This is a genomic window from Streptomyces sp. Sge12 (genome assembly GCF_002080455.1).
In the GTDB taxonomy this organism is placed as follows: Bacteria; Actinomycetota; Actinomycetes; order Streptomycetales; family Streptomycetaceae; genus Streptomyces.
Genome location: NZ_CP020555.1, coordinates 2250165 through 2272991, shown reverse-complemented (window position 1 = coordinate 2272991; position 22827 = coordinate 2250165). Strand labels below are relative to the sequence as shown.

Below are 22827 nucleotides of genomic sequence, written 5' to 3'. Positions count from 1 at the left end.
CCCGTGCGGGAGCAGGAAGGGGGCGGCGAGCGCCGAGGCGGCCGTGAGGGCCGTACGGAGCTGCCGCCCCAGAGCCCCGAGGAGCAGGCGCGGGCGATCTGTCTGCGCCTGCTCACCGGGAGCCCGCGCACCCGGCGCCAGCTCGCGGACGCCCTGCACAAGCGGGGCATCCCCGAGGAGGTGTCGCAGCAGGTCCTCTCCCGGTACGAGGAGGTGGGCCTGATCGACGACGCGGCCTTCGCCGGAGCCTGGGTCGAGTCCCGGCACCGCGGCCGGGGCCTGGCCCGTCGGGCGCTGGCCCAGGAGCTCCGGACCAAGGGGGTGCACGCCACCCTCGTGGAGGAGGCCCTGGAGCTGTTGGACTCCGATCAGGAGGAGCAGACCGCCCGGGAGCTCGTGGAGCGCAAGCTCCGCTCCACCCGCGGCCTGGAGCGGGACAAGCGGATCCGGCGCCTCGCCGGAATGCTCGCCCGCAAGGGATACCCGGAGGGCATGGCCCTGCGGGTGGTGCGCCGGGCGCTGGAGACGGAGGGCGAGGACGCCGACGACCTCGGGTACCCGGGGGAGTGAGCCGGCGGCCCCGGGGTGGCGGGCGCCCCCGGGACCGGACACCGGGGCACGCCAATGCCAGGCGGCGCCGTGTGCGGCGGCAGAGGTGCTCGCATGATGCCGCGCCAAGCCCTTCAGGCCGTCAGGAACCGCAAGGCCGGCCCCACCGCCGAACCCAGGACGTACCGGGGCGACCTCGCCCACCGGAGCGCGCTCTTCCTCTGCGACGCCGAGGCCCAACGGCGGCTCGCCGCCGCGACCCCCGAAGTCCCGCGTGTGCGGCGCCGTTGCCGCGCCTCAAAAGCCGGAGGGGCTGAAGGGGACCGGGCCCGCGTGTCAGGCGGGTGTGACCGGGAGGCCGGCGGACTTCCAGGACTGGAAGCCTCCGGTCAGGTCCGTGGCGCGGTGGAGGCCCAGGGCGTGGAGCGAGGCCGCGGCGAGGCTGGAGGCGTAGCCCTCGTTGCAGATCACCACCACCTGGAGGTCGTGGTCCGTGGCCTCGGGGACACGGTGGCTGCCCCGCGGGTCCAGCCGCCACTCCAGCTCGTTGCGCTCGATCACCAGCGCGCCCGGGATCAACCCGTCCCGCTCGCGCAGGGCCTGGTACCGGATGTCCACCAGGAGGGCCCCGGCGCGGGAGGCCGCGTACGCCTCCTGCGCGTCCAGTCGCGCGTAGCCCGCGCGGACCCGCTCCAGCAGTTCGTCGATGCCGATCGGGGCGCTCACTGCCAGTCCGCCGGACGCTCGACGTGCTCCAGGCTGAGCACCGGGCCGCTGCGGCTGTAGCGGCGGATCAGCGGGAGCGGGGGGTAGTAGGCGTGCACGGAGACGGCGTGCTCGGTCTGCGAGGCGTTGAGGACCTCGTGCACGTGGTGTTCCCGGAAGGCCCGCCCCGAGCCCGCGGTCAGCGTGCGGTGGCGGTCGACGTCCGGGGCCAGTTCCAGGGACTTCCAGCCCTCCGAGGGCAGGCGCACGGTCAGCGAGTGCTCGGTGAGCCGGCCGCGGGCGGTGGCGAACGCGCCCCGCGATTCGGCGTGGTCGTGCCAGCCGGTGCCGGTGCCCGGCGGCCAGCCGATCAGCCACGCCTCACTGCCGCCCGGCCCCTCCAGCCGGATCCAGGTGCGGCCCTCGGGGTCGAGCGGCAGCGAGGCCACGACCGCGGGGTCGGCGGCCGTGCGGAGGGCGAAGTCGAGGAGTTCGGCGGCCGTGGGGCCCCCGGCGGGCACATGCTCGGGGGCGTGCGCGGGTGCGGATACGGGTGCAGACATGAAGGGAGACCGTTCCTGGGTTCGCGGAGGTGCGCGCAGGCCGGTGGACGGCACGGGGCGCGCGGAGGAAAGGGCGAATCAGCAGGAAGGGCGACACACGCAGCCCGCGTAGCGGAGCAGGTCCATATGGACCCTCCGCCACAGGCGTACGTCGTTGCCGGTCATTCCGCGAGTGAACCACGGAGTCCCGGAGACGGTCAATCGATCACCACGATCGGTGTCGCGGTCGTCGACGTGTTCGTCGACACGTTCGGGTTCGCCGGTGACGGCGTGGAGGGCGCCGGCAGCCGCGACGCCGGCGCGCCCGCCCGTACGGTGTCCGCCGCTTCGTACAGCTCCGCCGGGCTGACCCCCGCGAAGGTCGCCGCCAGATGTCCGTCCGGCCGCACGAGCAGCACGGTGTGCGCCGGGGCGCCCGGGTAGCTGTCCGCGACGAGCAGGTCGGTGCGGACCGGGAGCGCGCTCACCGCTGCGGCGAGGCGGGGCATCAGCCCGGCGCCGAGCCAGTGGCGCCGGTCCCACACCCCGGTGCCGGGAGCGACCAGGACCACCAGCAGCCGGCCCTGCCCCAGCAGGTCCCGCAGGGGCACGGTGGCCCCGTCCGGGGCGGTCACCGGGACGTTCGCCACCGGACCACCCGGTTCGGTGGCCGTCGGGACCTCGCGCACGGCGACCGGCGGGGCGTACGCGGGCTCCGCGCCCAGCGGCCCCCGCCCCAGGTGGCCGTCGGTGAGGAGGGACTCGGCGGAACGCGCGGCCCCCGGGAGGTAGCTGCGCAGCCCGCCGCCCGCCCGCAGCGTCGGCATCGCCTGGTCGGCCGCGCGCAGCCGGGAGGCGACTGCCGTGCGCCGCTCGCCCTCGTAGCTGTCGAGCAGGGCCTCGGAGGCCCCCTGGTGCCAGGCCAGAGAGAGCTTCCACGCGAGGTTCTCGGCGTCCCGGAGCCCTTCCTCGACGCCCTGGGTGCCGAGCGCGCCCAGCAGGTGCGCGGCGTCACCGGCCAGGAACGCGCGACCGTCGCGCCAGCGCCGGGCGAGGCGGTGGTGCAGGGTGTGGACCCCGGTGTCGATCAGGTCGTACGGGGGTGTCGTGCCACCGCACCACACCGCGAGGGTGTCGCGGATCAGGGTCACGAGCGCGTCGGGCGTCACGAGCTCCCCGCGGGCCGGGAGCAGCCAGTCCAGCCGCCACACCCCGTCGGGCAGCGGCCGGGAGGTGACCTCCTGCGGCGGGCTGCGGTGCAGCAGGGCCTCGCCGGGCCAGGGCAGTTCGGTGCGCAGCGCGGCCACGGCGTGCCGTTCCACGGCGGTGCGGCCGGGGAAGCGGATGCCGAGCAGTTTGCGGACGGTGGAGCGGGCGCCGTCGCAGCCGACCAGGTAACTGCCGCGCCACCACGTGGTTTCGGCGCCCAGGGTGTGCGCGGTGACGCCCCGGTCGTCCTGCTCCACGGCGTCGAGCCTGCTGTCGGTGACCAGCTGGACGAGGGGGTGGGCCACGGCGGCGGCGCGCAGTCCGCGCGTCAGGGCGTGCTGGGGTACGTGCAGCGGGGCGGGGTGGTCCTCGAAGGTGATCCGCCGGTCGTCCTGGCGCCGGCGCATGGTGCGCCAGGCGGCGAAGTACGCCCCCTCGTCGCGCAGCGTCGTACAGCCGAGCCGGTGGGCCATGGCCGCCGTGTCGGCGTGCAGGACGACCGTGCGGGCCGGGCGGACCTCCTCCTTGCCGGGCCCTTCGTCGAGCACGACGGAGGGCACGCCCGCGCCCGCCAGGGCGAGCGCCAGGGACAGTCCGACGGGCCCCGCGCCGACGACGATCACCGGGTCCATGGCGCGGCTCCCGATGTCCGGTATGTGATCACAGAACGTATGCAACCCATTGGAGGTGTCTGCGTCAAGTGACACCCGAGGGCGCAACGCAGCGTGGTGCGGCGGATGAGTTCCGCCGCACCACACTTGTTGCGCAGGATGACTGACCGGATGTCAGCCCCGGGAGCCGCCCGAAGGGGGCTCCGGCGTCATGCTCCGGCCGCCGTGTTGGCGCCGGGGACCGGGTCGTCGATCTCTTCCGCGCCGAGCACGGCGCCGGTGCCCTTCTTCGACTTCCGCAGCCGGCCTTCCAGCTGGGAGGCGAGGCTGGTGAGGGCGAAGTTCACCACGATGTAGATCAGGGCGATCACGAACAGCGTCGCGATGGTGTTGCTGTAGTTGGCCGAGATCTGCCGGTTCATGGAGAGCAGCTCAGCGAAGCCGAGCAGGGCGCCGCCGAGCGCGGTGTCCTTGAGGATCACCACGAGCTGGCTGACGAGCGCCGGCAGCATCGCGGTGACGGCCTGCGGGATCAGCACGTAGGTCATGGTCTGGCCCTTGCGCATGCCGATCGCCTTGGCCGCGTCGGTCTGGCCGCGGGGCAGGGAGAGCACACCGGCCCGGACGATCTCGGCGATGACGGCCGAGTTGTAGAGCACCAGGCCCGTGACGACGGCCCAGAACGGCCGGGTGTCGGACGGGACGTCCATGAACTGCGGCGCGTACAGCGCGGAGCTGAACAGCATCAGCATCAGCACCGGGATGGCACGGAAGAACTCCACCCACGTGCCGACCGGCCCCCGCACCCAGGCGTGGTCGGACAGCCGGCCGATGCCCAGCACCGCTCCCAGCGGGAGGGCGATCACCATGGAGAGCGCGCCGGCCTTGAGGGTCTCCAGGAGACCGGGGATCAGGTAGGTGGTCCAGACCTGGCCGTCGGTGACGAAGGGAGTCCACTTGTCGGCGGCGAGCTGGCCCTTTTCCGCCATGAGGGACAGCGCCCACCACATGACGAGAGCGAACAGGACGACGAAGATCCCGCTGTAGATCCAGTTGCGCACCTTGGCCCGGGGGCCCGGGGTGTCGTACAGCACGGAGCTCATCGCTTCACCGCCACTCGCTTGGCCACCCAGCCCAGGAGCAGGCCGGTCGGCAGGGTCAGCAGGACGAAGCCGAGGGCGAAGATCGCGAAGACGGCGAAGAGGGCCTGCGCCTCGTTCTCCATCATTTCCTTCATCAGCAGGGCCGCCTCGGCCACGCCGATGGTCGCCGCCACCGTGGTGTTCTTGGTGAGCGCGATCAGTACGTTGGCGAGCGGTGCGACGACCGCCCGGAAGGCCTGGGGGAGCACGATCAGGGTGAGCACCTGGAAGAAGCTCAGACCCAGTGCGCGGGCCGCCTCGGCCTGACCCACGGGCACGGTATTGATACCGGAGCGCAGGGCCTCGCAGACGAAGGTGCCGGTGTAGGCGATCAGTCCGAGGACCGCGAGCCGGAAACCGGTCTCCTTGAAGGTCTCGCCGCCCAGATTGATGCCGAGGGTCTGGCTGAGCCCCAGCGAGCAGCCGATGATCAGCAAGGTCAGCGGGGTGTTGCGCACCAGGTTGACGTACGCGGTGCCGAAGCCCCGCAGCAGCGGGACGGGGCTGACCCGCATCCCCGCCAGGACGGTGCCCCAGATCAGGGACCCGACCGCCGAGTAGAGGGTGAGCTGAACCGTCACCCAGAAGGCTCCGAGCACGTCGTACTGCCCGGAATCAAGAAAATCGAACACGATGCCCTGCGCTCTCCCCAGGATGGCCGGTGAGGTGCGCCGCCGCCCGCGGCAGGCGGGCGGCGACGCTCCTCACCGATGAATCAGCTGCCTTCGGTGATCTGCGGGGCAGGCTCGCTCTTGAAGTTGGCCGGACCGAGGTTCTTGTCCACGGCCTTCTGCCAGCTGCCGTCCTCGACCATCTTCTTGAGCGCGGCGTTGATCTTGGTCTGGAGCTCCTTGTCGCCCTTCTTCAGACCGATGCCGTAGTTCTCGTTGCTCAGGCTGAGCCCGACCAGCTTGAACTTGCCCTTGTTCTTGTCCTGGGCCGCGTAGCCCGCCAGGATCGAGTTGTCCGTGGTCAGGGCGTCGACGGCCTTGTTCTCCAGGCCGGTGAGGCACTCGGAGTAGCCACCCTGCTCCAGCAGGTCGGCCTCGGGGGCCAGCTTGGTCTTGACGTTCTGCGCCGAGGTGGAGCCGGTGACCGAGCAGAGCTTCTTCTTGTTCAGGTCCTCGGCCTTGGTGATGCTCGTGTCGTCGGCGCGGACCAGCAGGTCCTGGTGCGCGAGGAAGTACGGGCCGGCGAAGTCGACCTTCTCCTTGCGCTTGTCGTTGATCGAGTAGGTCGCGACGACGAACTTGACGTCGCCGTTCGCGATCAGGTTCTCGCGCTCGGCGCTGACGGCCTGCTTGAACTCGATCTGGTTCGGCTCGTAGCCGAGCTCCTTGGCGACGTAGGTCGCGACGTCGACGTCGAAGCCGGTGTACTTGCCGTCCGGGGTCTTCAGACCGAGACCGGGCTGGTCGTACTTGATGCCGACGACGATCTTGTCCTTGGCGCCGCCGGAGGCACCGCCGTCACTGGCGGCGTCCTGCTTGCTGCCGCCACAGGCGGTCGCGGTCAGGGAAAGGGCGACGGCGACGGCCGCGGCCGCAGCGGCCTTGGAGATCTTCATGGTGAACTTCCCTCGGATGAGACGTTGTTGAACGACGAGCGACGCTTACGGCGCACGCACGGCCGACAGGAACCGATCCGGTGGTGATCCGCATACGGATGACTACCAGACGGAAACCTCAGTGGTGCAGGATCTTCGACAGGAAGTCCTTCGCCCGATCACTGCGCGGGTTGCTGAAGAACTGCTCGGGAGTCGCTTCTTCGACGATCTTTCCGTCGGCCATGAAGACGACACGGTTGGCGGCGGAGCGCGCGAAGCCCATCTCGTGCGTGACGACCACCATCGTCATCCCCTCGCGGGCGAGCTGCTGCATGACCTCCAGCACCTCGTTGATCATCTCCGGGTCCAGGGCCGAGGTCGGCTCGTCGAAGAGCATCACCTTCGGCTCCATGGCCAGCGCACGGGCGATCGCCACGCGCTGCTGCTGGCCACCGGAGAGCTGGGCCGGGTACTTGTCGGCCTGCGAGCCGACGCCGACCCGCTCCAGCAGGGCCACCGCCTTCTCGTGAGCCGCGGCCTGGTCGGTCTTGCGGACCTTCTGCTGGCCCAGCATGACGTTCTGCAGCACCGTCTTGTGCGCGAAGAGGTTGAACGACTGGAAGACCATGCCGACGTCGGCGCGCAGCCGGGCGAGTTCCTTGCCCTCCGAGGGCAGTTCCTTGCCGTCGAGCGTGATGGTGCCCGAGTCGATGGTCTCCAGGCGGTTGATCGTCCGGCACAGCGTGGACTTGCCCGATCCCGAAGGACCGATCACCACGACCACCTCACCGCGGGCAATGCTCAGATCGATGTCCTGAAGCACGTGCAGCGCGCCGAAGTGCTTGTTGACGTTGCTCAGCACGACCAGGTCGTCTGCGGCACCGGCCGCGTCCTGCACGTCCTTGGTCACTGATACTCCGCTCATCGGCTTCTTGCTCCGTCCTCCTCGGTTGGGAGGACAGTAGTGACGTGACGCGCACAACGTCATCACATCTGAGGGAGAATTGAGGATAACGATCCGGCCTCTTCCGGATACGCTCCGTGCGCGACACCGATCTGGTCGATCATGTACGCGTACCGGGTGCATAACGGAAGGCGCGCCGCGGAGGGACCCCCTTGACGTGGGACTCCCCATGGGCGTGGATGCATGGTGGCCCCGCGTGTGACCATTCCGGGTGCAGCCCGCGCCAGAAGCGAGAGAAAGAGGAGAGGGGGACCCATGAGACTGCTGCTCGTCGAGGACGACGACCACGTCGCGGCGGCCCTGTCCGCGATCCTCGCCCGCCACGGCTTCCAGGTCACCCACGCCCGCAACGGCGAGGAGGCCCTGCAGGCGCTGCTGCCCGCCGGTACGCCGACCGCCCAGCCCTACGGCGTGATCCTGCTCGACCTCGGCCTGCCCGACCAGGACGGCTACGAGGTGTGCGGCAAGATCCGCAAGCGCACCGCCACCCCCGTGATCATGGTGACTGCGCGGGCCGACGTACGCTCCCGCATCCACGGCCTGAACATGGGCGCCGACGACTACGTGGTCAAGCCCTACGACACCGGCGAGCTCCTCGCCCGTATCCACGCCGTCGCCCGGCGCACCGGCGCCGCCGAGGAGGCAGCCGCCCCCGGGACCGGTACGCCCGCCACGGTCCGGCTCGGCCCCGTCAGCATCGAGCTGCCCACCCGCCGGGTCAGTGTGGACGGCGCCGACGTACCGCTCACCCGCAAGGAATTCGACCTGCTGGCCCTGCTCGCGCAGCGGCCCGGCGTCGTCTTCCGCCGCGAGCAGATCATCAGCGAGGTCTGGCGCACGAGCTGGGAGGGGACCGGCCGCACGCTGGAGGTCCACGTCGCCTCGCTGCGCTCCAAGCTGCGCATGCCCGCCCTCATCGAGACCGTCCGAGGGGTGGGCTACCGGCTCGTCGCTCCGGGCGCTCCCTAGGGGTCCTCTGCCGTGCGTGCCCGTTTGCTCCCGCTGCTCGTCATCCTGATGGCGGGCACGCTGCTCGCCCTCGGCTTCCCGCTCGCGGTGAGCCTGGCCGCCGGGCAGCAGCAGCGGGTGGTCGTCGACCGGATCGACGACAGCGCCCGCTTCGCCGCCCTCGCGCAGTTCTTCATCGACGCCGAGGGCTCCGGAGCCACCGGCGTCGACGAGCGCCGCGAGACCCTCCGGCTCGAACTCGCCCGCTACCAGACCCTGTACGGAATCCGGGCCGGCATCTTCTACCGCGACGACAACGCCATGGTCCGCTCCCCGGGCTGGTGGCGGCTCCCGGAATCCGGCGAGGGGCGCCGCGCCTTCCAGGATGCGCTGGCCGGCCGGCGCAGCCACGATCCGCCCCAGGTGTGGCCGTGGCAGACCGACGGCAGGCTGCTCGTCGTCTCCCCGGTGGTCCTCGACGGCGACGTCGTCGCGGTCGTCGCCACCGAATCCCCGACCGACGAGATGCGCGCCCGGATCCTGGAGGGCTGGCTGCTGATCGCCGGCGGGCTCGCGGCCGCCATGCTCGTCGCCTTCGGCGCCGCCCTCCGGCTCACCAGCTGGGTGCTCAAGCCCGTCCAGACCCTGGACGCCGCCGCCCACGGCATCGCCACGGGACGGATGAACTCGCGCGTCGCGGCCGCCGGCGGGCCCCCGGAACTCCAACGCCTGGCCCACTCGTTCAACGAGATGGCCGACAACGTCGAAGAGGTCCTGGAGCAGCAGCGGGCGTTCGTCGCCGACGCCTCGCACCAGCTGCGCAACCCGCTCGCGGCCCTGCTCCTGCGGATCGAGCTGCTCGCCCTGGAACTGCCCGAGGGCAACGAGGAGATCGCCTCCGTCCGTACCGAGGGCAAGCGCCTGACCCAGGTCCTGGACGACCTGCTGGACCTGGCGCTGGCCGAGCACGCCTCCGCCGAGATCAGCCTGACCGACATCGGGGCGCTGACGGCCGAGCGGGTCGCCGCATGGCGCCCGTACGCCGAGGAGAAGGGCGTACGGCTCACCGAGGCGGGTCGGACCGCCGTCACCGGCTGGGCCGACCCCATCGCCCTGTCCAGCGCGCTCGACGCCGTCATCGACAACGCCCTCAAGTTCACCCCCACGGGTGAGGAGGTCGAGGTCTCGGTCTCCACCGCCGGGCGCTCCGTCCGCGTGGTCGTCGCCGACCGCGGCCCCGGCCTCACCGAGGAGGAGCTGCTCCGGGTCGGCGACCGGTTCTGGCGCAGCGGCCACCACCAGAACATCAAGGGCTCCGGGCTCGGCCTGTCGATCTCGCGCGCCCTGCTCGCCGCGGGCGGCGGGACCCTGTCCTACGAGACGAACCCGCCGCACGGGCTGCGGGTGACGGTGGCCGTCCCGCGCACCGACCCGCAGGGCGCGTAGCCCTCAGGGCATCGCCCCCCGGGCCTCCGCCGCTGCTCCTGCCCCGACCCCGCCGCCACCGCTGCCGCTACCAGGTGAGCGAGACCCGCGCCGGGGCCGACGCCGCGTACAGCTCGTCGACGGCCCGGACCTCGAAGGCCGCGGCCCGCTCCCGCCCGGCGCGCGGGACCGCGGGCAGGTACAGGGCGGTGCCGCAGGTGCCCCCGAGGAAGCGGCGCCCGCCGTCGGGCAGGATCCGCCACACCTCGTAGTGGCGCGGCCGCGCGCCCGGACCGGCCGCCGCCCGCCAGGACAGGCGCAGCCAGGCCCGGCCGTCCTGCCGGGCCGAGGCGTCCACGACCGCAGCCGTGGGCGGGGCCGGCCGCCGGCTGCGGGGCCCGTCGTGCACCGACAGGGCGCCGATCCGCCACACCACCGGCTTCGTCCCGGGCGCGGTGATCCGTACCGCCAGGCCGTACGCGGTCCGGCCCGCCAGCGGCGCCAGCGCGGCCCGCGCCGTGCGCCAGCCCTGCCCGCTGTCCCGGCTCCCGGCCGGCAGCCACGTGTACGGGACCGGCTCGCCGGGGGCGGAGGGCTCGCGGACGGCCACCCCGATCTCCACCGCGACCGGCTCCGGCCCGGGGGCGTGCACCAGCTCCAGGACCGACCCGCGGGTCAGCGGCAGCCGGGTGGAGTGCAGCCCGACGACCACGGGCGCGGTCAGGGCGCCCTCGACCAGCAGGCTGGAGCCGCCGCGCCAGGCGTCCGCGAAGTCGAGGGTGACCGACGGGCGCACCCCGGCGGTGTCCACGACCCAGCGGCGGCCCGGCAGCCGGTCCTGGAGCCCGAGGTGGTTCCAGGGCGTGTCGGAGGCGACCGTGCCGTTCTCGTACCAGCGCAGCCCGTGCCCGGTGTTGAAGGAGCAGGCGAAGGGGAGCCCGGTGACGGTGGACCGGTCGGCGACGGCCGTCGCCGGGGCCCGCCAGCCGGCCCCGGGCGCGGGGCGGGCCGGGTCCAGGGACTCGCCCGTCCAGAACCGGTCGTCGGCGCGGTGGAAGGCCCCGGGGGAGCGGTCGGCGAGGTGGTTGCGCGTCCACTCGGGCCGGTAGAAGCCGTAGCTGACCACATGGTCGCGATCTCGGGGGACGATCGCGTCCCAGTCGACGGGGGAGTCCCAGCCGCGCGACTCGGTGTCCACGGCGGCCCACAGCTCGTGGCGGGAGCGGCCGAGGCGGTCGGCGAGCGCGCCCGATGCGGCCAGGCTGCCGGGGGTCCAGCGGAAGTCCACGAACATCGTGTCCGCGACCTTCCCGGCCCGGTCCTCGAAGAACTCCTGGTTGAGGGCGTTGAGAGCGCCCTGCCAGCCCACCCGGCCGGTGCTGTTCATCGCGTCGTACCAGGTGATGCGCAGCCCGTGGGGCTCGCCGGCCGCCCGCAGCGCGCGCAGGAACTCCCGCATCCGGGTGGCGAGCGCGCTGTCCCCGCCGTCGGTCTCGGCGTTCACGAACCAGCCGTCGAAGCCGTACGTCCGCGCCACCCGCACGAGCTGGTCCGCGAGCGGGAAGCGGCCGAGGGCGTCCCGCCGCACCAGGTCCCGGGTCCACCGGAGGTCGCCGCCGTAGGCGACGGGAGGCAGGAACACGTTGCCCAGCACCCGGACCCCGTTGCGGTGGGCGGCATCGACCACGGGCGCGTTCGGGGCGAGCACGATCCCCTCGCCGGCGGAGCCACCCCAGAAGACGAGCTCGTCGATGTACGCCCAGTGCGTGAGCGCGTAGTGGTCGGCGGTCGGGGAGCCCTGGGCGGGGTTCCCGGCCGTGGGCCCGAAGGAGACGAGGGAGGAGATCCGGGCCCGGCCGGCGCGGGCGTCCCGGTTCGCCGGGACCGGGGTGAAGCGCTCCGCCAGCGGCACGGTCGCGGTGTTGTGCGCCAGATCGGGGTCGCTCTCGGGCGTCCAGCGGCTGAGCGAGCGCCACACGATCCCGGGGCCGGGGGTCCCCGCCGGGAGGGAGTCCGGGAACCAGTACGAGGCGTACGGGGCCAGGTCGGCCGGGGCCAGGTCGGCCGGGGCCGCCGGGGCCGCGGCCGGTAACGGCGCGGCGGCGGCCCGGGCGCGGCCCGCCAGGCCCAGGAGCGCGGCGGCCCCCGCCCCGGTGGCCAGCACTCTGCGCCGGGTCGGCCGGATCGCGGCGCGCGGCGGCGTACGCGGACCGACGCCGGGATCGGGGGCGGTGTCGGTGTCGGTGTCGGTGTCGGGCATGCGGGGCTCCTCACGAGGCGATCGGGATCGAGCTCGGGATCGGGATCGGGATCGGGATGGGATCGGGATCGGTCAGGTCACGTCGTGCACGCGCAGTACCTCGGTGATTCCGCGCGCGGCCAGATGGGCCCGGTCCGCGGCGTGCTCCGCCAGCACGACCGCGGGCCGCACCCCCCGGGCCGCGAGCGTGGCCCAGGCTTCGAAGAACGCGCCGCCCGGGGCGCACACCGACCGCCCCGGCGCCGCCTGCGCAGCCCCCGCCGCACCGTCCGGGCCCCGGCCGGTCCCGCCGCGGCCCGCACCGGCGTCCACGGCGAGCGCGGTCGTCCGCGGGGCCGGGCGGTGCGCGCGGCCCCGCCACTCCCCGGCGATCCGGGCGATGGCGGCGCCGGCCGGCTTGGTCCGGCGGTCATTGGTGAGCAGGCCGAGGCCGTACTCCAGCTCCGGGAAGTCCGCGAGCCCGCGCGACACGTCGTGCGAGCACCACCAGGTCACGCCCCACACGTCCGGGCAGTCCAGCGCGTTCGCGACCGTGGCCTCGGTGAACCGCGCCGCGCGCTCGGGAGGGATCAGCGGCGCCGGCGCGCCCACCTCCTGGAGCCACACCGGGCGGTGCGGATCGAGGGACCAGGCCTTGGAGAGCTCGATCAGGTACGCGGCATGGTGCTCGGTGGCCGCCCCGCTCCCGCCGTGGCGCTGCGCGGTGCCGTTGAACACCCAGGAGTGCACGGCGGTGGCCGCGCCCAGCCGGGCCGCCTGGGCGGGGGTGAAGGGGTGCCCGTCCTGGTACCAGGCGGCGTCGTACTCGGCGTGCAGGTGCAGCCGCCCGGGCGCGCCCCGCTCGCAGGCGGCGAGCATCCGTTCCAGCCAGCGGGCCGCCTGGTCCGGGGTGATCCGGTCGGGGTCGGGGTGCGGGGCGTCGGAGAACTGGTTGATCTCGTTGCCGACGGTCATGCCCAGGAAGTTCGGCCGGTCCGCGAGGGCCGCGGCCAGCGTGCGCAGGTACTCCTCCTGTCCGGCGACCACGTCCGGGTCGGTGAAGATGCTGCGCCGGTGCCAGGTCCGGGTCCAGGCGGGCAGGAAGTCGAAGCTCGACAAGTGCCCCTGCAGACCGTCCACGTTGACGTCGAGCCCGCGCTCGGCGGCCGCGTCGGCGAGCGCGACGAGCTGCTCGACGGCCCGCGGCCGGATCAGCGTCCGGTTCGGCTGGAAGACCGGCCACAGCGGGAAGACGCGGACGTGGTCCAGCCCGAGCGAGGCGATCGAGTCGAGGTCGGCCCGGACCTCGTCGAGGTCGAAGTCCAGCCAGTGGTGGAACCAGCCGCGGGCCGGCGTGTAGTTGGCACCGAAGCGGAGCGCGTCATCGTGCACAGGGCGTCCCGGGGTTCTGGAGTTCTGCGGGAATTCAGCGGATGCGCCACAACCTGCCGGTGTCGATGAGGAAAGTCAACAAGGCCTCCCAGGCTATTCACTTATGCGCTTCAGCCCAGTTGACACAAGGGTTGTGTTCGGCCGAACCTGTGATGACTAATGCGCTTTAGTTGTTGCCTGCAACATGGAAGTGTGTGGAAATGGACAGCGGTATTTCGGTCACTGCGGTCACCACTCCGGCCCTGTTCACCGGACCGCCCGGAGCGCCCGCGCAGGTGGTCCGCGTACGGATCCGCAGGGACCGGCCCGTCGGCCCGCTGTACGTCACCGTGCACGGCGCGGGCCTCACCACGCCGCACCCGCGCGTCCTGCGCGCGCAGCGGCGCGCACCGGATTCCACCGTCGAGGTCGCCGTCCGCACCGGAGCCGCCGCGCCGGGCGAGTTGCTGTCGGCCACCGCCCGCGTCGCCACCCCCGACGGGCGGCCCCTCGCAGAGCTGCCGTTCGCGCTGACCGTCGCCGAGCCCGGCTGGACCGTCCGGCTCGTCCCGCACTTCCACTACGACCCGATGTGGTGGAACACCCAGGCCGCCTACACCGCCCTGTGGGACACCCCGCTGCGGCCCGGCGAGGCGGAGCGCGGCTGGGAGTACGAGGGCGTCCCCGCCTTCACCCTGATCCCGCTCCACCTCCAGCAGGCGCGCGAGGACCCGGCGTACCGCTTCGTGCTCTCCGCGGTCGACTACCTCAAGCCGTACTGGGACACCCACCCCGCCGACCGGGCCGAACTGCGCGCGCTGATCGCCGAAGGCCGCGTCGAGATCGTCGGCGGCGCCTACAACGAGCCGTCCACCAACCTCGTCTCGGCCGGGACCACACTCCGCGGCGCCTTCCACGGCCTCGCCCTGCACCGCGGCACCCTGGGCGCCGACCCGCGCACCGCCTGGCAGCTCGACGCCTTCGGCCACGACCCGTCCTTCCCCGCCCTGATGGCGGGCTGCGGACTCGACTCCGCCGTCCTCGCGCGCGGCCCCCACCACCACTGGGGCCCGATGGCGGACCGTTGGGGCGACCCCCTGCGGGCACCCGCCGCGATGCAGCTGCCCGCCGAGTACGAGTGGATCGCGCCGGGCGGAGACGGACTGCTGCTGCACTACCTGCCCGCGCACTACTGGCCTCACCCCGCCGCGGCGCACCGCCCCGGACGGCAGCTCCTTCCAGCTCCAGCACTGGACGCAGGTCTTCGAGCACGCGCTGGTCGCGGGAGAGGGGGATTGGCGCGCGCTGGACCTGCCGCGCCGGGGGCGGGAGTTCAACCAGCCCCTCACCGCCGTCGTCAGCGCCCCGACGGGCGGTCCGCGGCCGGCGACCCGGTCCCTGCTCGGTGTGCAGCCGGCCGACCGGGTTCTGGTCGAGGCCGTGAAACGGGGCGCGGAGGGCGACCTCGCGGTCCGGCTGCGCGAGACGCACGGCCGCCCGGCGGAGCCCGAGGTGCGCGGTCCGGGCACTGCTTCCGGCTCCGGCTGCGGCCCCGGCACCGGTTCTGCTCCTGGCTCCGGCGCCGGTCCTGGCCGGGCGGCCGGTCCGGTCGTCGGGGCGGACTTGCTGGACCGGCCGTGCGGCCCCTCCGCGACGGGCATCCGGGGCGCGGCCACCACCACACTGCTGCTGCCCACCGCCTCGGGCATGCCGCTGCGGGAGGGTGAACGGGAGCCGCAGCAGCCGGTGTTCAGCCGCTACTGGCTGCACAACACGGGGACCGCCCCACTGGGGGACGCTCCGTACACGGTGACATGCGACGGGGAGCCGTCCGCCGCGACGGTCACCCTCGCCTCCCACGGTGGCGCGGGCGGCCCCGTCGTGCTGACGGTCCGTGCCCCCGACGGCTGGCAGGCCTCCTGGACCCGGCGCGTCGTGGAGCTGGCACCGGGCGGGCACGAGCGGATCCCGCTGAGCGTGGTGCCCGCCCCCGGGGCGCGCCCCGGCCCCGGCGAACACCTGGTCGGGATCCTCGCCGCCACCCCCGCGGGGGAGTTCGCGGACGTGCTGACCGTGACCGTGTCCGGCGGACCCGTCCCGGCCGGGCTGTGGGTGCGGGCGCCCGAGCCGGCCGTGACCGTGGCGCCGGGGGAGCGGGGACGCGTACGGGCCCTGATCGGCGCCACCGGCGTACGGACCGCGCTGACGGGGCGGGCGCACGCCGTCTCCCCGTACGGCACTTGGGGGTTGATCGGCCCCGCGGCGCGGCCCCTGCACGTCCCGGCGGACGGGGTGGCCGAGGTGGAGTTCGCGCTGCGGCCGCCGCTCGACACCCCTCCCGGTGAGTACTGGATGCTCGTCAAGGCGGTCTGTCAGGGCAGGATCGCGTACGGTCCGGCCATTGCCCTCCGCATTCCGCCCCGCGTGACGTACTCGAAGGACGAATAGACAGGCCATGGCCCGCAGACCCACGATCAAGGACATCGCCCGGCAGGCCGGAGTGTCGGAGAGCGCCGTGTCCTTCGCGCTCAACGACCGGCCGGGCGTCTCGCAGGACACCCGGGCCCGGATCCGCCGCGTCGCCGAGGAACTCGGCTGGCAGCCCAACAGCGCCGCCCGGGCCCTGTCCGGCGAACGGTCCGGTGCCGTCGGCCTGGTCCTCGCCCGGCCCGCGCACACGCTCGGCGTCGAATCGTTCTTCCTCCAGCTCGTCTCCGGCATCCAGGAGGTGCTCTCCACCGCCCGGACCGCCCTGCTGTTCCAGGTCGTCGAGGACATCGACGCCGAATGCGCGGTCTACCGCCGCTGGTGGGCCGAACGGCGGGTCGACGGCGTCCTCGTGGTCGACCCGCGTACGAGCGACCCCCGACCGGCGCTCCTGGAACAACTGGCCCTGCCCGCCGTCACGATCGGCGAGGCGGCGCCGACGGACGACAGCGGGTCGGGGTCCGGGTCCGGGCCGGTGGCCGGGTCAGGAGCCGGGGCGGGCGTCGGGGTCGGGCGCGCTCCCGCCGGGACCCTCTCCTCGGTCCGGGCGGACGACGCCCGTGCCATGGCCCAGGTGCTCGACCACCTCCACGAGCTGGGCCACCGCCGCATCACGCACATCGCCGGACTCCCCGGCCTCGCCCACACGGTCCGCCGCATGGAGTCCCTGCGGACCGAGGCGGCCCGGCGCGGGCTCGGTCCGGACCAGGTGCGTTCGGTGGTCACCGACTACTCCGACGCCGAGGGCGCGGCCGCCACGCGCCGGGTCCTCGCCGAGCCGCTGCCGCCCACCGCGCTCGTCTACGACAACGACGTGATGGCCGTCGCCGGGAGCGCGGTCGCCGCCGAGCTCGGCATCCCCGTCCCGGGCCGGCTGTCGATCGTGGCCTGGGACGACTCCGCGCTCTGCCGGGTCACCCACCCGCGGCTCACCGCGCTCGTCCGGGACACCGCCGGCTTCGGCCGGCTCGCCGCCGAGGAACTCCTGGCCGTCCTCGCGGGCAGTCCGCCCGGGATCCGGATCAGCGAGCAGCCGCGGCTGGAGCCTCGCGAGAGCACGGCGCCGCCCCCGGCGCATACTGAATCCTGAACCCTTCCTGGAGCCGCCACCGTGATCATTCCCACCGCCCCGTTCCCCGCACCGCGAGCCGCCGCAGCGTCCTCGGGCCCGACGGTGGCGATCGACATCGGCGGTACGAAGATCGCCGGGGCGCTGGTGCACCCCGACGGCACGATGACGGCCACCACCCGCCGCCCCACCCCGCGCGGCGTGGACGCGGACGGCGTGATGGCGGCGGTCGCCGAGGTCGTCGCCGAGCTGTCCGAGTCGCCGCTGTGGTCCGCGGCGGTCCGCTGCGGGATCGGCAGCGCCGGGCCGGTGGACGCCTCCCGGGGCACGGTCAGCCCGGTCAACATCGGCGCGTGGCGGGAGTTCCCGGTCCAGGAGCGGGTCGTGGCGGAGCTCGCGGCGCACGGCGCCGATCTGCCGACGGTGCTGGCCGGTGACGGGGTGGCGATGACCGCCGCCGAGCACTGGCTGGGCGCGGCCCGCGGCCACGCGAACGCGCTGTGCATGGTGGTCTCCACCGGTGTCGGCGGCGGCCTGATCCTGAACAACCAGCTCCACCCCGGCCCCACGGGCAACGCGGGGCACATCGGTCACATCAGCGTGGCTTTCGACGGCGAACCGTGCGTCTGCGGCAGCCGCGGCTGCGTCGAGTCGATCGCCTCCGGCACGGCGATCGCCCGCTGGGCGCTCGACCAGGGCTGGACCCCGTCGGACACGGGGTCGGACACCGGGTCGGCCGGGTCCGCAGGCGCAGGCGGAGGCGATGCCACGGCGGCGGGAGTGGCCGCGGCCGCCACCGCGGGCGACCCGATCGCCCTGGCCGCGTTCGACCGGGCGGGCCGGGCCCTGGCCGCCGCCATCGCGGCCACCGCGACCCTCGTGGAGACCGACATCGCGGTCATCGGCGGTGGAGTGGCCGCCGCCGGGGACACCCTCTTCGCCCCGATCCGCCACCACCTCGCGGCCTACGCCACGCTCTCCTTCGTCAAGGACATCCAGGTGGTCCCGGCCGTGCTGGGCACCCATGCGGGGCTGATCGGCGCGGCCGCGGCAGCGACGATGCTGCTGCCGTCGTCGTCCTCGTGAACCGGAGGGCGAACCGAAGGGCGAACCGGAGGGTTCGCCGGGCGGGCCCACCGGGCCCGCAGCGGACTCAGGGCTTGACGGACCGGTAGTAGCGGCGGGCGCCCTCGTGCAGTTCCAGGGGGGCGGTGTAGATCGCCGTCCGCAGGTCCACGAGCTGCGCCGCGTGCACCTCGCGCCCGACCAGGTCGCGGCTGAGGATCACCGTCCGCGTCAGCTGCTCGGTGAGCTGGGGGTCGGCCCCCGCCGTGGTCACCAGCAGGTTCGGCACGGCCAGGGTCGCCACCGAGCTGGTGTTGCGCGCCCGGGTGTACGCGTCCTGCGGCATCACCGCCGTCCGGTAGTAGCGCGCCGGGCTGCCGCTCTCCTGGAGCTGTTCCACCAGGTCGCCCAGTTGCACGAGCCGGATGTCGAAGCGCTCCGACAGCTCGCGCACGGCGTTCGTCGGCAGGCCCCCGGACCAGAAGAACGCGTCGATCCGGCCGGCCTCCAGCTCGCCCGGCATCGTGTCGATGCCGATGGACACCGGCGTGACGTCCAGCACCGGGTCGATCTCGGCGGCCCTGAGCAGCCGCTCCGAGACCAGCCGCACCCCGGAGCCCGGCTGGCCTATGGCGACCCGCTTGCCGCGCAGGTCACGGGCCGACTGCACCGGGGACCCGGCCGGGACCACCAGCTGCACGTAGTCGTCGTAGAGCCGTGCGACCCCTTGCAGCCGGTCGGCGCCGGGCTTCCCGTCGAGGCGGTACTTGGCCACCGCGTCCGCCGTCGCCACCGTGAAATCGGCCTCACCGGTGGCCAGCCGCTTCAGGTTCTCCTGCGAGCCCTCGCTGGTCTCCAGCCGGACGTCCACCCCGGGCATGTCCCGCCCGAGCGCCTGCTCCAGCAGCTGCCCGTACCGGTGGTAGACCCCGGTCCGCGCGCCCGTGCTGAAGGTCAGCTCGCCCTGCAGCTCCGGCTGCCCGAAGGGTTTCAGCCACCAGGTCAGGACCCCGAGGACGGCGAGTACGGCCACCAGGACCCGCAGGGCGTGGCGCCTGCTGATCCGGGGCGGTACGAGAGGCATGGCCGCGATCCTGCCACCCGGCCGCCGTCCTGTCACGGCGCGGCCCCTCCGGGGGCCCGGAGCGGAGCCGTCGCAGCAGCTCGTGGGCGGCGGGGCCGGGCGGCCCGTCGGCGCGCCGGGCCAGGGCGATCCGCCCGTTCAGCTCGGGCTCGGTGATCCGCAGCGCGCACAGTCGGTTGCTGCCGCTCCGGTCCCCGCTCCCGTCGCTGCCGTCGCCGTCGTGGCGTTCGGTGCGCTCGGTGCCGGCGGCCGTCCGCGGGGCTGCCGCCGACTCCGCCCCGGAGGGCACCACCGCCACCCCCAGCCCTCGCGCGGCCAGCCGTACGAGGGCGGCGGGCGCCGCCGCCTCGAAGTCCACCCGCGGGGCGAATCCGGCCTGCGCGCACGCCCGCTCCAGCACCCCGCGCAGCCCGGTCCCGCGCGGCAGGCTGATCAGGGGCCGGTCGCGCAGGGCGGAGAGCGGGACCGCCCCGGCCACGGCGACCGCCATCAGGGGATCGTCCGCCCGTACCGCCGCGACCAGGGGTTCGTCGAGGACCACCTGCACGCGGACGCCCGGCGGCGGCTCCCCGCCGAGGCCCACCACCGCCAGGTCCAGCTCCCCGCGCAGCAGCGCGGCCAGCATCCGCTCCGAGGTGTCCTCGGACAGCGCGATCTCTCCCCCCCCCGGGTGTGCGTCGTGGAATTCCCCGAGCGCCTCCACCACGTCGAACCCGTCGACCACCGCCCCGGCCGCCCCCGGGACCAGCCCGAGGGCCACCCGCCCGCGCAGCAGGCCGGAGAACTCCCCCGCCGTCCGCCGTCCGCCGTCCGCCGTCCGCCGTACGCCCTCCACCGCCGCCAGCGCGGCCCGCGCGTACGCGAGCACCGCCCGGCCCGCCTCGATCGGCGTGACCCGCCGTCCGGAGCGGTCCAGGAGCCGCTGCCCCAGCTCGCGTCCGCGAGGTCGCCGCCCACATGTCCCTCGGGTTACGCACCTCCCTCCCCGGCTTCGCCGCCGAGCTGCTGCGGGCCCGCGGGAGCCTGCACCGGATGACCGACCGCACCGCCCGCCCTGGACTGGTCCCACGGCGAGGGAACCCTGGTGCACGGGAAAGCCCAGGACCTGCTGCTCGTCCTCTTCGGCCGCCGCCTTCCGCCGGGTCGGCCGAACGGGGGACCGGAGGCCCATCGGGTACCGCCTACCCTTATTGCATGACCAGCAGCGACCGGAGCCAGGCAGTGGACGTGAAGCGAAGCTACGAGGTGCGCACCTACGGGTGCCAGATGAACGTGCACGACTCGGAGCGGCTCTCCGGTCTGCTGGAGGACGCCGGCTACGTCCGGGCGCCCGAGGGCGCCGACGGCGACGCCGACGTCGTGGTCTTCAACACCTGCGCGGTCCGCGAGAACGCCGACAACAAGCTGTACGGCAACCTCGGCCGGCTGGCCCCGATGAAGACCAAGCGCCCCGGCATGCAGATCGCGGTCGGCGGCTGCCTCGCACAGAAGGACCGCGACACGATCGTCAAGAGGGCCCCCTGGGTCGACGTCGTCTTCGGTACGCACAACATCGGCAAGCTCCCCGTGCTGCTGGAGCGCGCCCGCATCCAGGAAGAGGCGCAGGTCGAGATCGCCGAGTCGCTGGAGGCCTTCCCCTCCACGCTCCCGACCCGCCGCGAGTCCGCGTACGCCGCCTGGGTCTCGATCTCCGTCGGCTGCAACAACACCTGCACCTTCTGCATCGTCCCGGCCCTGCGCGGCAAGGAGGAGGACCGCCGGCCCGGCGACATCCTCGCCGAGGTGGAGGCCCTGGTCGCCGAGGGCGTCTCGGAGATCACCCTGCTCGGCCAGAACGTGAACGCGTACGGCTCGGACCTGGGCGACCGCGAGGCCTTCAGCAAGCTGCTGCGCGCCTGCGGCCGGATCGAGGGCCTGGAGCGGGTCCGCTTCACCTCCCCGCACCCGCGCGACTTCACCGACGACGTGATCGCGGCGATGGCCGAGACCCCGAACGTGATGCCGCAGCTGCACATGCCGATGCAGTCCGGATCGGACCCGATCCTCAAGGCGATGCGCCGCTCGTACCGGCAGGAGCGCTTCCTCGGCATCATCGAGAAGGTGCGCGCCGCGATCCCGCACGCCGCGATCTCCACCGACATCATCGTGGGCTTCCCCGGTGAGACGGAGGAGGACTTCCAGCAGACGATGCACGCGGTGCGCGAGGCCCGCTTCGCGAACGCCTTCACCTTCCAGTACTCCAAGCGGCCCGGCACCCCCGCCGCCGACATGGACGGGCAGATCCCCAAGGAGGTCGTGCAGGACCGCTACATGCGCCTGGTCGCCCTCCAGGAGGAGATCTCCTGGGAGGAGAACAAGAAGCAGGTCGGCCGCACGCTGGAGGTCATGGTCGCGGAGGGCGAGGGCCGCAAGGACGGCGCCACGCACCGCCTCTCCGGCCGCGCGCCCGACAACCGCCTGGTCCACTTCACGAAGCCGGAGGCGGAGGTCCGCCCGGGCGACGTGGTCACCGTGGACATCACCTACGCGGCCCCGCACCACCTGCTGGCCGAGGGCCCGACGCTGACGGTGCGCCGCACCCGCGCCGGCGACGCCTGGGAGAAGCGCAACGCGGCCCCGGCCCAGCCGGCCGGCGTCATGCTCGGCATCCCGACGCTGGGCGTCCCGGCGCCCCTCCCCGTCGCCACCTCGGGCTGCGCGGTACCGCAGGCCTGAGCCCCGGGCCCTGCGCCGAAACCGCGCGAGCGGTACCGCACCCCCACGGCCCGGGCTGCGCCGGGCGATAGGCTGCGGATCATGCTCGTAGCCGCTGCCGTCTGTCCCGCCCCGCCGCTGCTCGTGCCGGAGGTCGCGGCGGGGGCCGCCGCCGAACTCGGCGCCGCCCGCACCGCCTGCTCCGACGCGCTGGCGGTGCTCGCCGCGTCCCGGCCCGACCTGCTGGTCGTGGTCGGGGCCTCCGCCGAGGGCGGCGCGTACGACCAGGGCACCCCCGGCAGCTTCGCCGGGTACGGCGTGGACCTGACCGTCACCCTCGGCCCCGACCTGGGCGAACCGCCGAGCGGCCATGCCACCGGGGGCACCCTCCCGGCATCCCTCGCGGTGGCGGGCTGGCTGCTCGGGCAGGCCAGCTGGGCGGCCGCCCCGGTCGCCGGAGTCGCCGTCGCCGCGGACCTCGCCCCGAGCGGCTGCGGCCTGCTCGGTGCGGATCTGGGCGGTTCCGCCGAACGGGTGGCCATGCTGGTCCTCGGCGACGGCAGCGCCTGCCGCACCCTCAAGGCCCCCGGGTACCTCGACGAGCGCGCCGCCGGCTTCGACGAGGCCGCCGCCCGCGCGCTGGGCGCCGCCGACGTGGCCGCGCTCGCCGCCCTCGACCCCGGGCTGGCGGCCGAACTCCAGGCCGCCGGACGGGCGCCCTGGCAGGTGCTGGCCGGCGCCGCGGAGGGTGCGGGGCTGACCGGGCGCCTGCTGTACGAGGACGCGCCGTACGGCGTGGGGTACTTCGTCGCCGCCTGGTCCTAGCCCGCCTCTTCCGGATCCTGTCGGGCCGGAACGGCGAAGGGGCGCGGGACCGGCCGGTGCCGGTCCCGCGCCCCTTCGGCGCAGCGCGTCAGGAAGTGGCCGGCGGCGTCGTCCCGCCGGGAGCGTCCTTGTGCGCGATCTTCCCCAGGGCGTCCTTCGCCTTGCCCGTCCCGCTCGTGATCTGGCCGCTGTACTTGCCCTTGGTCTTGGAGTCCACGGCCTTGGCCACCTTGTCGAGACTCTCGCCGATCCGGCCCTCGTGCTGCTGGGCGAGGTCGCCGACCTTGTCCTTGGCCGGACCGAGCTTGGCCTTCAGATTGTCCAGCAGGCCCATGGGTCACCTTCCGTTGGC

General features: G+C 73.8%; 21 protein-coding genes and 1 pseudogene. 9 read left to right on the top strand and 13 right to left on the bottom strand.

Annotated features, from left to right (window positions below; translation table 11 throughout):
* The first annotated feature begins 3 nt into the window (after positions 1 to 3).
* Entirely contained in the window at positions 4 to 570 is a 567-nt protein-coding gene (recX, locus tag B6R96_RS09770; RefSeq protein ID WP_051779724.1) for a recombination regulator RecX, read from the top strand.
* A 315-nt stretch (positions 571 to 885) separates the two neighbouring features.
* Here recX and B6R96_RS09765 read toward each other — a convergent pair whose 3' ends face one another.
* The 8 genes from B6R96_RS09765 to B6R96_RS09735 form a co-directional block, all read right to left on the bottom strand.
* Positions 886 to 1275, bottom strand: coding sequence for a rhodanese-like domain-containing protein (locus tag B6R96_RS09765; RefSeq protein WP_237291392.1), 390 nt, complete (start codon positions 1273 to 1275; stop codon positions 886 to 888).
* On the bottom strand, positions 1272 to 1817 hold the full coding sequence (locus B6R96_RS09760) for a cysteine dioxygenase (RefSeq protein ID WP_030389385.1): 546 nt from the start codon (positions 1815 to 1817) through the stop codon (positions 1272 to 1274). Before B6R96_RS09760 ends, B6R96_RS09765 begins: the two co-directional genes overlap by 4 nt.
* Positions 1818 to 1895: 78 nt before the next feature.
* Positions 1896 to 1982 (bottom strand): putative leader peptide, encoded by an 87-nt coding sequence (locus B6R96_RS38775; protein ID WP_311318651.1) that lies wholly within the window; start codon positions 1980 to 1982, stop codon positions 1896 to 1898.
* Between the two features lie 32 nt (positions 1983 to 2014).
* Positions 2015 to 3637 (bottom strand): FAD-dependent monooxygenase, encoded by a 1623-nt coding sequence (locus B6R96_RS09755; protein ID WP_081522275.1) that lies wholly within the window; start codon positions 3635 to 3637, stop codon positions 2015 to 2017.
* Between the two features lie 188 nt (positions 3638 to 3825).
* Positions 3826 to 4719, bottom strand: a complete 894-nt coding sequence (locus B6R96_RS09750) for an amino acid ABC transporter permease (RefSeq protein WP_081522274.1) — start codon at positions 4717 to 4719, stop codon at positions 3826 to 3828.
* The gene (locus B6R96_RS09745) at positions 4716 to 5390 is read right to left on the bottom strand and encodes an amino acid ABC transporter permease (RefSeq protein ID WP_030389388.1); all 675 of its coding nucleotides are present in this window, start codon (positions 5388 to 5390) and stop codon (positions 4716 to 4718) included. Before B6R96_RS09745 ends, B6R96_RS09750 begins: the two co-directional genes overlap by 4 nt.
* A gap of 83 nt (positions 5391 to 5473) precedes the next feature.
* Positions 5474 to 6325, bottom strand: a complete 852-nt coding sequence (locus tag B6R96_RS09740; RefSeq protein ID WP_081522273.1) for a glutamate ABC transporter substrate-binding protein — start codon at positions 6323 to 6325, stop codon at positions 5474 to 5476.
* Positions 6326 to 6443: 118 nt separating this feature from the next.
* Positions 6444 to 7229, bottom strand: coding sequence for an amino acid ABC transporter ATP-binding protein (locus B6R96_RS09735; protein ID WP_030389390.1), 786 nt, complete (start codon positions 7227 to 7229; stop codon positions 6444 to 6446).
* A 294-nt stretch (positions 7230 to 7523) separates the two neighbouring features.
* On the opposite strand from B6R96_RS09735, the gene B6R96_RS09730 reads away from it, so the two are divergent.
* Together B6R96_RS09730 and B6R96_RS09725 are read left to right on the top strand one after the other, a co-directional pair.
* Complete coding sequence (locus tag B6R96_RS09730; protein WP_081522272.1) at positions 7524 to 8237, top strand: response regulator transcription factor; 714 nt, start codon at positions 7524 to 7526, stop codon at positions 8235 to 8237.
* A 12-nt stretch (positions 8238 to 8249) separates the two neighbouring features.
* Complete coding sequence (locus tag B6R96_RS09725) at positions 8250 to 9662, top strand: sensor histidine kinase (protein WP_081522271.1); 1413 nt, start codon at positions 8250 to 8252, stop codon at positions 9660 to 9662.
* A 67-nt stretch (positions 9663 to 9729) separates the two neighbouring features.
* Here the strand turns inward: B6R96_RS09725 and B6R96_RS09720 are convergent, their stop codons facing one another.
* Positions 9730 to 11901 (bottom strand): endo-beta-N-acetylglucosaminidase, encoded by a 2172-nt coding sequence (locus B6R96_RS09720; RefSeq protein ID WP_081522270.1) that lies wholly within the window; start codon positions 11899 to 11901, stop codon positions 9730 to 9732.
* A 72-nt stretch (positions 11902 to 11973) separates the two neighbouring features.
* Positions 11974 to 13272: a glycoside hydrolase 5 family protein gene (locus B6R96_RS09715; protein ID WP_081522269.1), complete on the bottom strand. Its 1299-nt coding sequence runs from the start codon at positions 13270 to 13272 to the stop codon at positions 11974 to 11976.
* Between the two features lie 200 nt (positions 13273 to 13472).
* Between B6R96_RS09715 and B6R96_RS09710 the strand changes: the two genes are divergently transcribed.
* The 4 genes from B6R96_RS09710 to B6R96_RS09695 are packed head-to-tail and all read left to right on the top strand — an operon-like array spanning position 13473 to position 17893.
* The gene (locus B6R96_RS09710) at positions 13473 to 14978 is read left to right on the top strand and encodes a hypothetical protein (protein WP_081522268.1); all 1506 of its coding nucleotides are present in this window, start codon (positions 13473 to 13475) and stop codon (positions 14976 to 14978) included.
* Positions 14959 to 15699, top strand: a complete 741-nt coding sequence (locus tag B6R96_RS09705; RefSeq protein ID WP_159396309.1) for a COG1470 family protein — start codon at positions 14959 to 14961, stop codon at positions 15697 to 15699. The genes B6R96_RS09710 and B6R96_RS09705 overlap by 20 nt, the downstream gene beginning before the upstream one ends.
* Positions 15700 to 15706: 7 nt before the next feature.
* Positions 15707 to 16828: a LacI family DNA-binding transcriptional regulator gene (locus B6R96_RS09700; RefSeq protein WP_081522266.1), complete on the top strand. Its 1122-nt coding sequence runs from the start codon at positions 15707 to 15709 to the stop codon at positions 16826 to 16828.
* A gap of 27 nt (positions 16829 to 16855) precedes the next feature.
* Complete coding sequence (locus tag B6R96_RS09695; RefSeq protein ID WP_237291648.1) at positions 16856 to 17893, top strand: ROK family protein; 1038 nt, start codon at positions 16856 to 16858, stop codon at positions 17891 to 17893.
* 67 nt (positions 17894 to 17960) lie between these two features.
* On the opposite strand, the gene B6R96_RS09690 is transcribed toward B6R96_RS09695, so the two are convergent.
* Together B6R96_RS09690 and B6R96_RS09685 are read right to left on the bottom strand one after the other, a co-directional pair.
* Entirely contained in the window at positions 17961 to 18956 is a 996-nt protein-coding gene (locus tag B6R96_RS09690) for a TAXI family TRAP transporter solute-binding subunit (RefSeq protein WP_081525049.1), read from the bottom strand.
* A gap of 334 nt (positions 18957 to 19290) precedes the next feature.
* Positions 19291 to 20127 (bottom strand): annotated as a pseudogene (locus tag B6R96_RS09685) (LysR substrate-binding domain-containing protein); the annotation flags it as partial.
* Between the two features lie 23 nt (positions 20128 to 20150).
* Between B6R96_RS09685 and miaB the strand changes: the two are divergent.
* On the top strand, positions 20151 to 21671 hold the full coding sequence (miaB, locus tag B6R96_RS09680; protein ID WP_081522265.1) for a tRNA (N6-isopentenyl adenosine(37)-C2)-methylthiotransferase MiaB: 1521 nt from the start codon (positions 20151 to 20153) through the stop codon (positions 21669 to 21671).
* Positions 21672 to 21752: 81 nt separating this feature from the next.
* Positions 21753 to 22475, top strand: coding sequence for a class III extradiol dioxygenase subunit B-like domain-containing protein (locus B6R96_RS09675; protein ID WP_081522264.1), 723 nt, complete (start codon positions 21753 to 21755; stop codon positions 22473 to 22475).
* Between the two features lie 88 nt (positions 22476 to 22563).
* On the opposite strand, the gene B6R96_RS09670 is transcribed toward B6R96_RS09675, so the two are convergent.
* Positions 22564 to 22809, bottom strand: a complete 246-nt coding sequence (locus B6R96_RS09670) for an antitoxin (protein WP_081522263.1) — start codon at positions 22807 to 22809, stop codon at positions 22564 to 22566.
* Positions 22810 to 22827 lie beyond the last annotated feature (18 nt).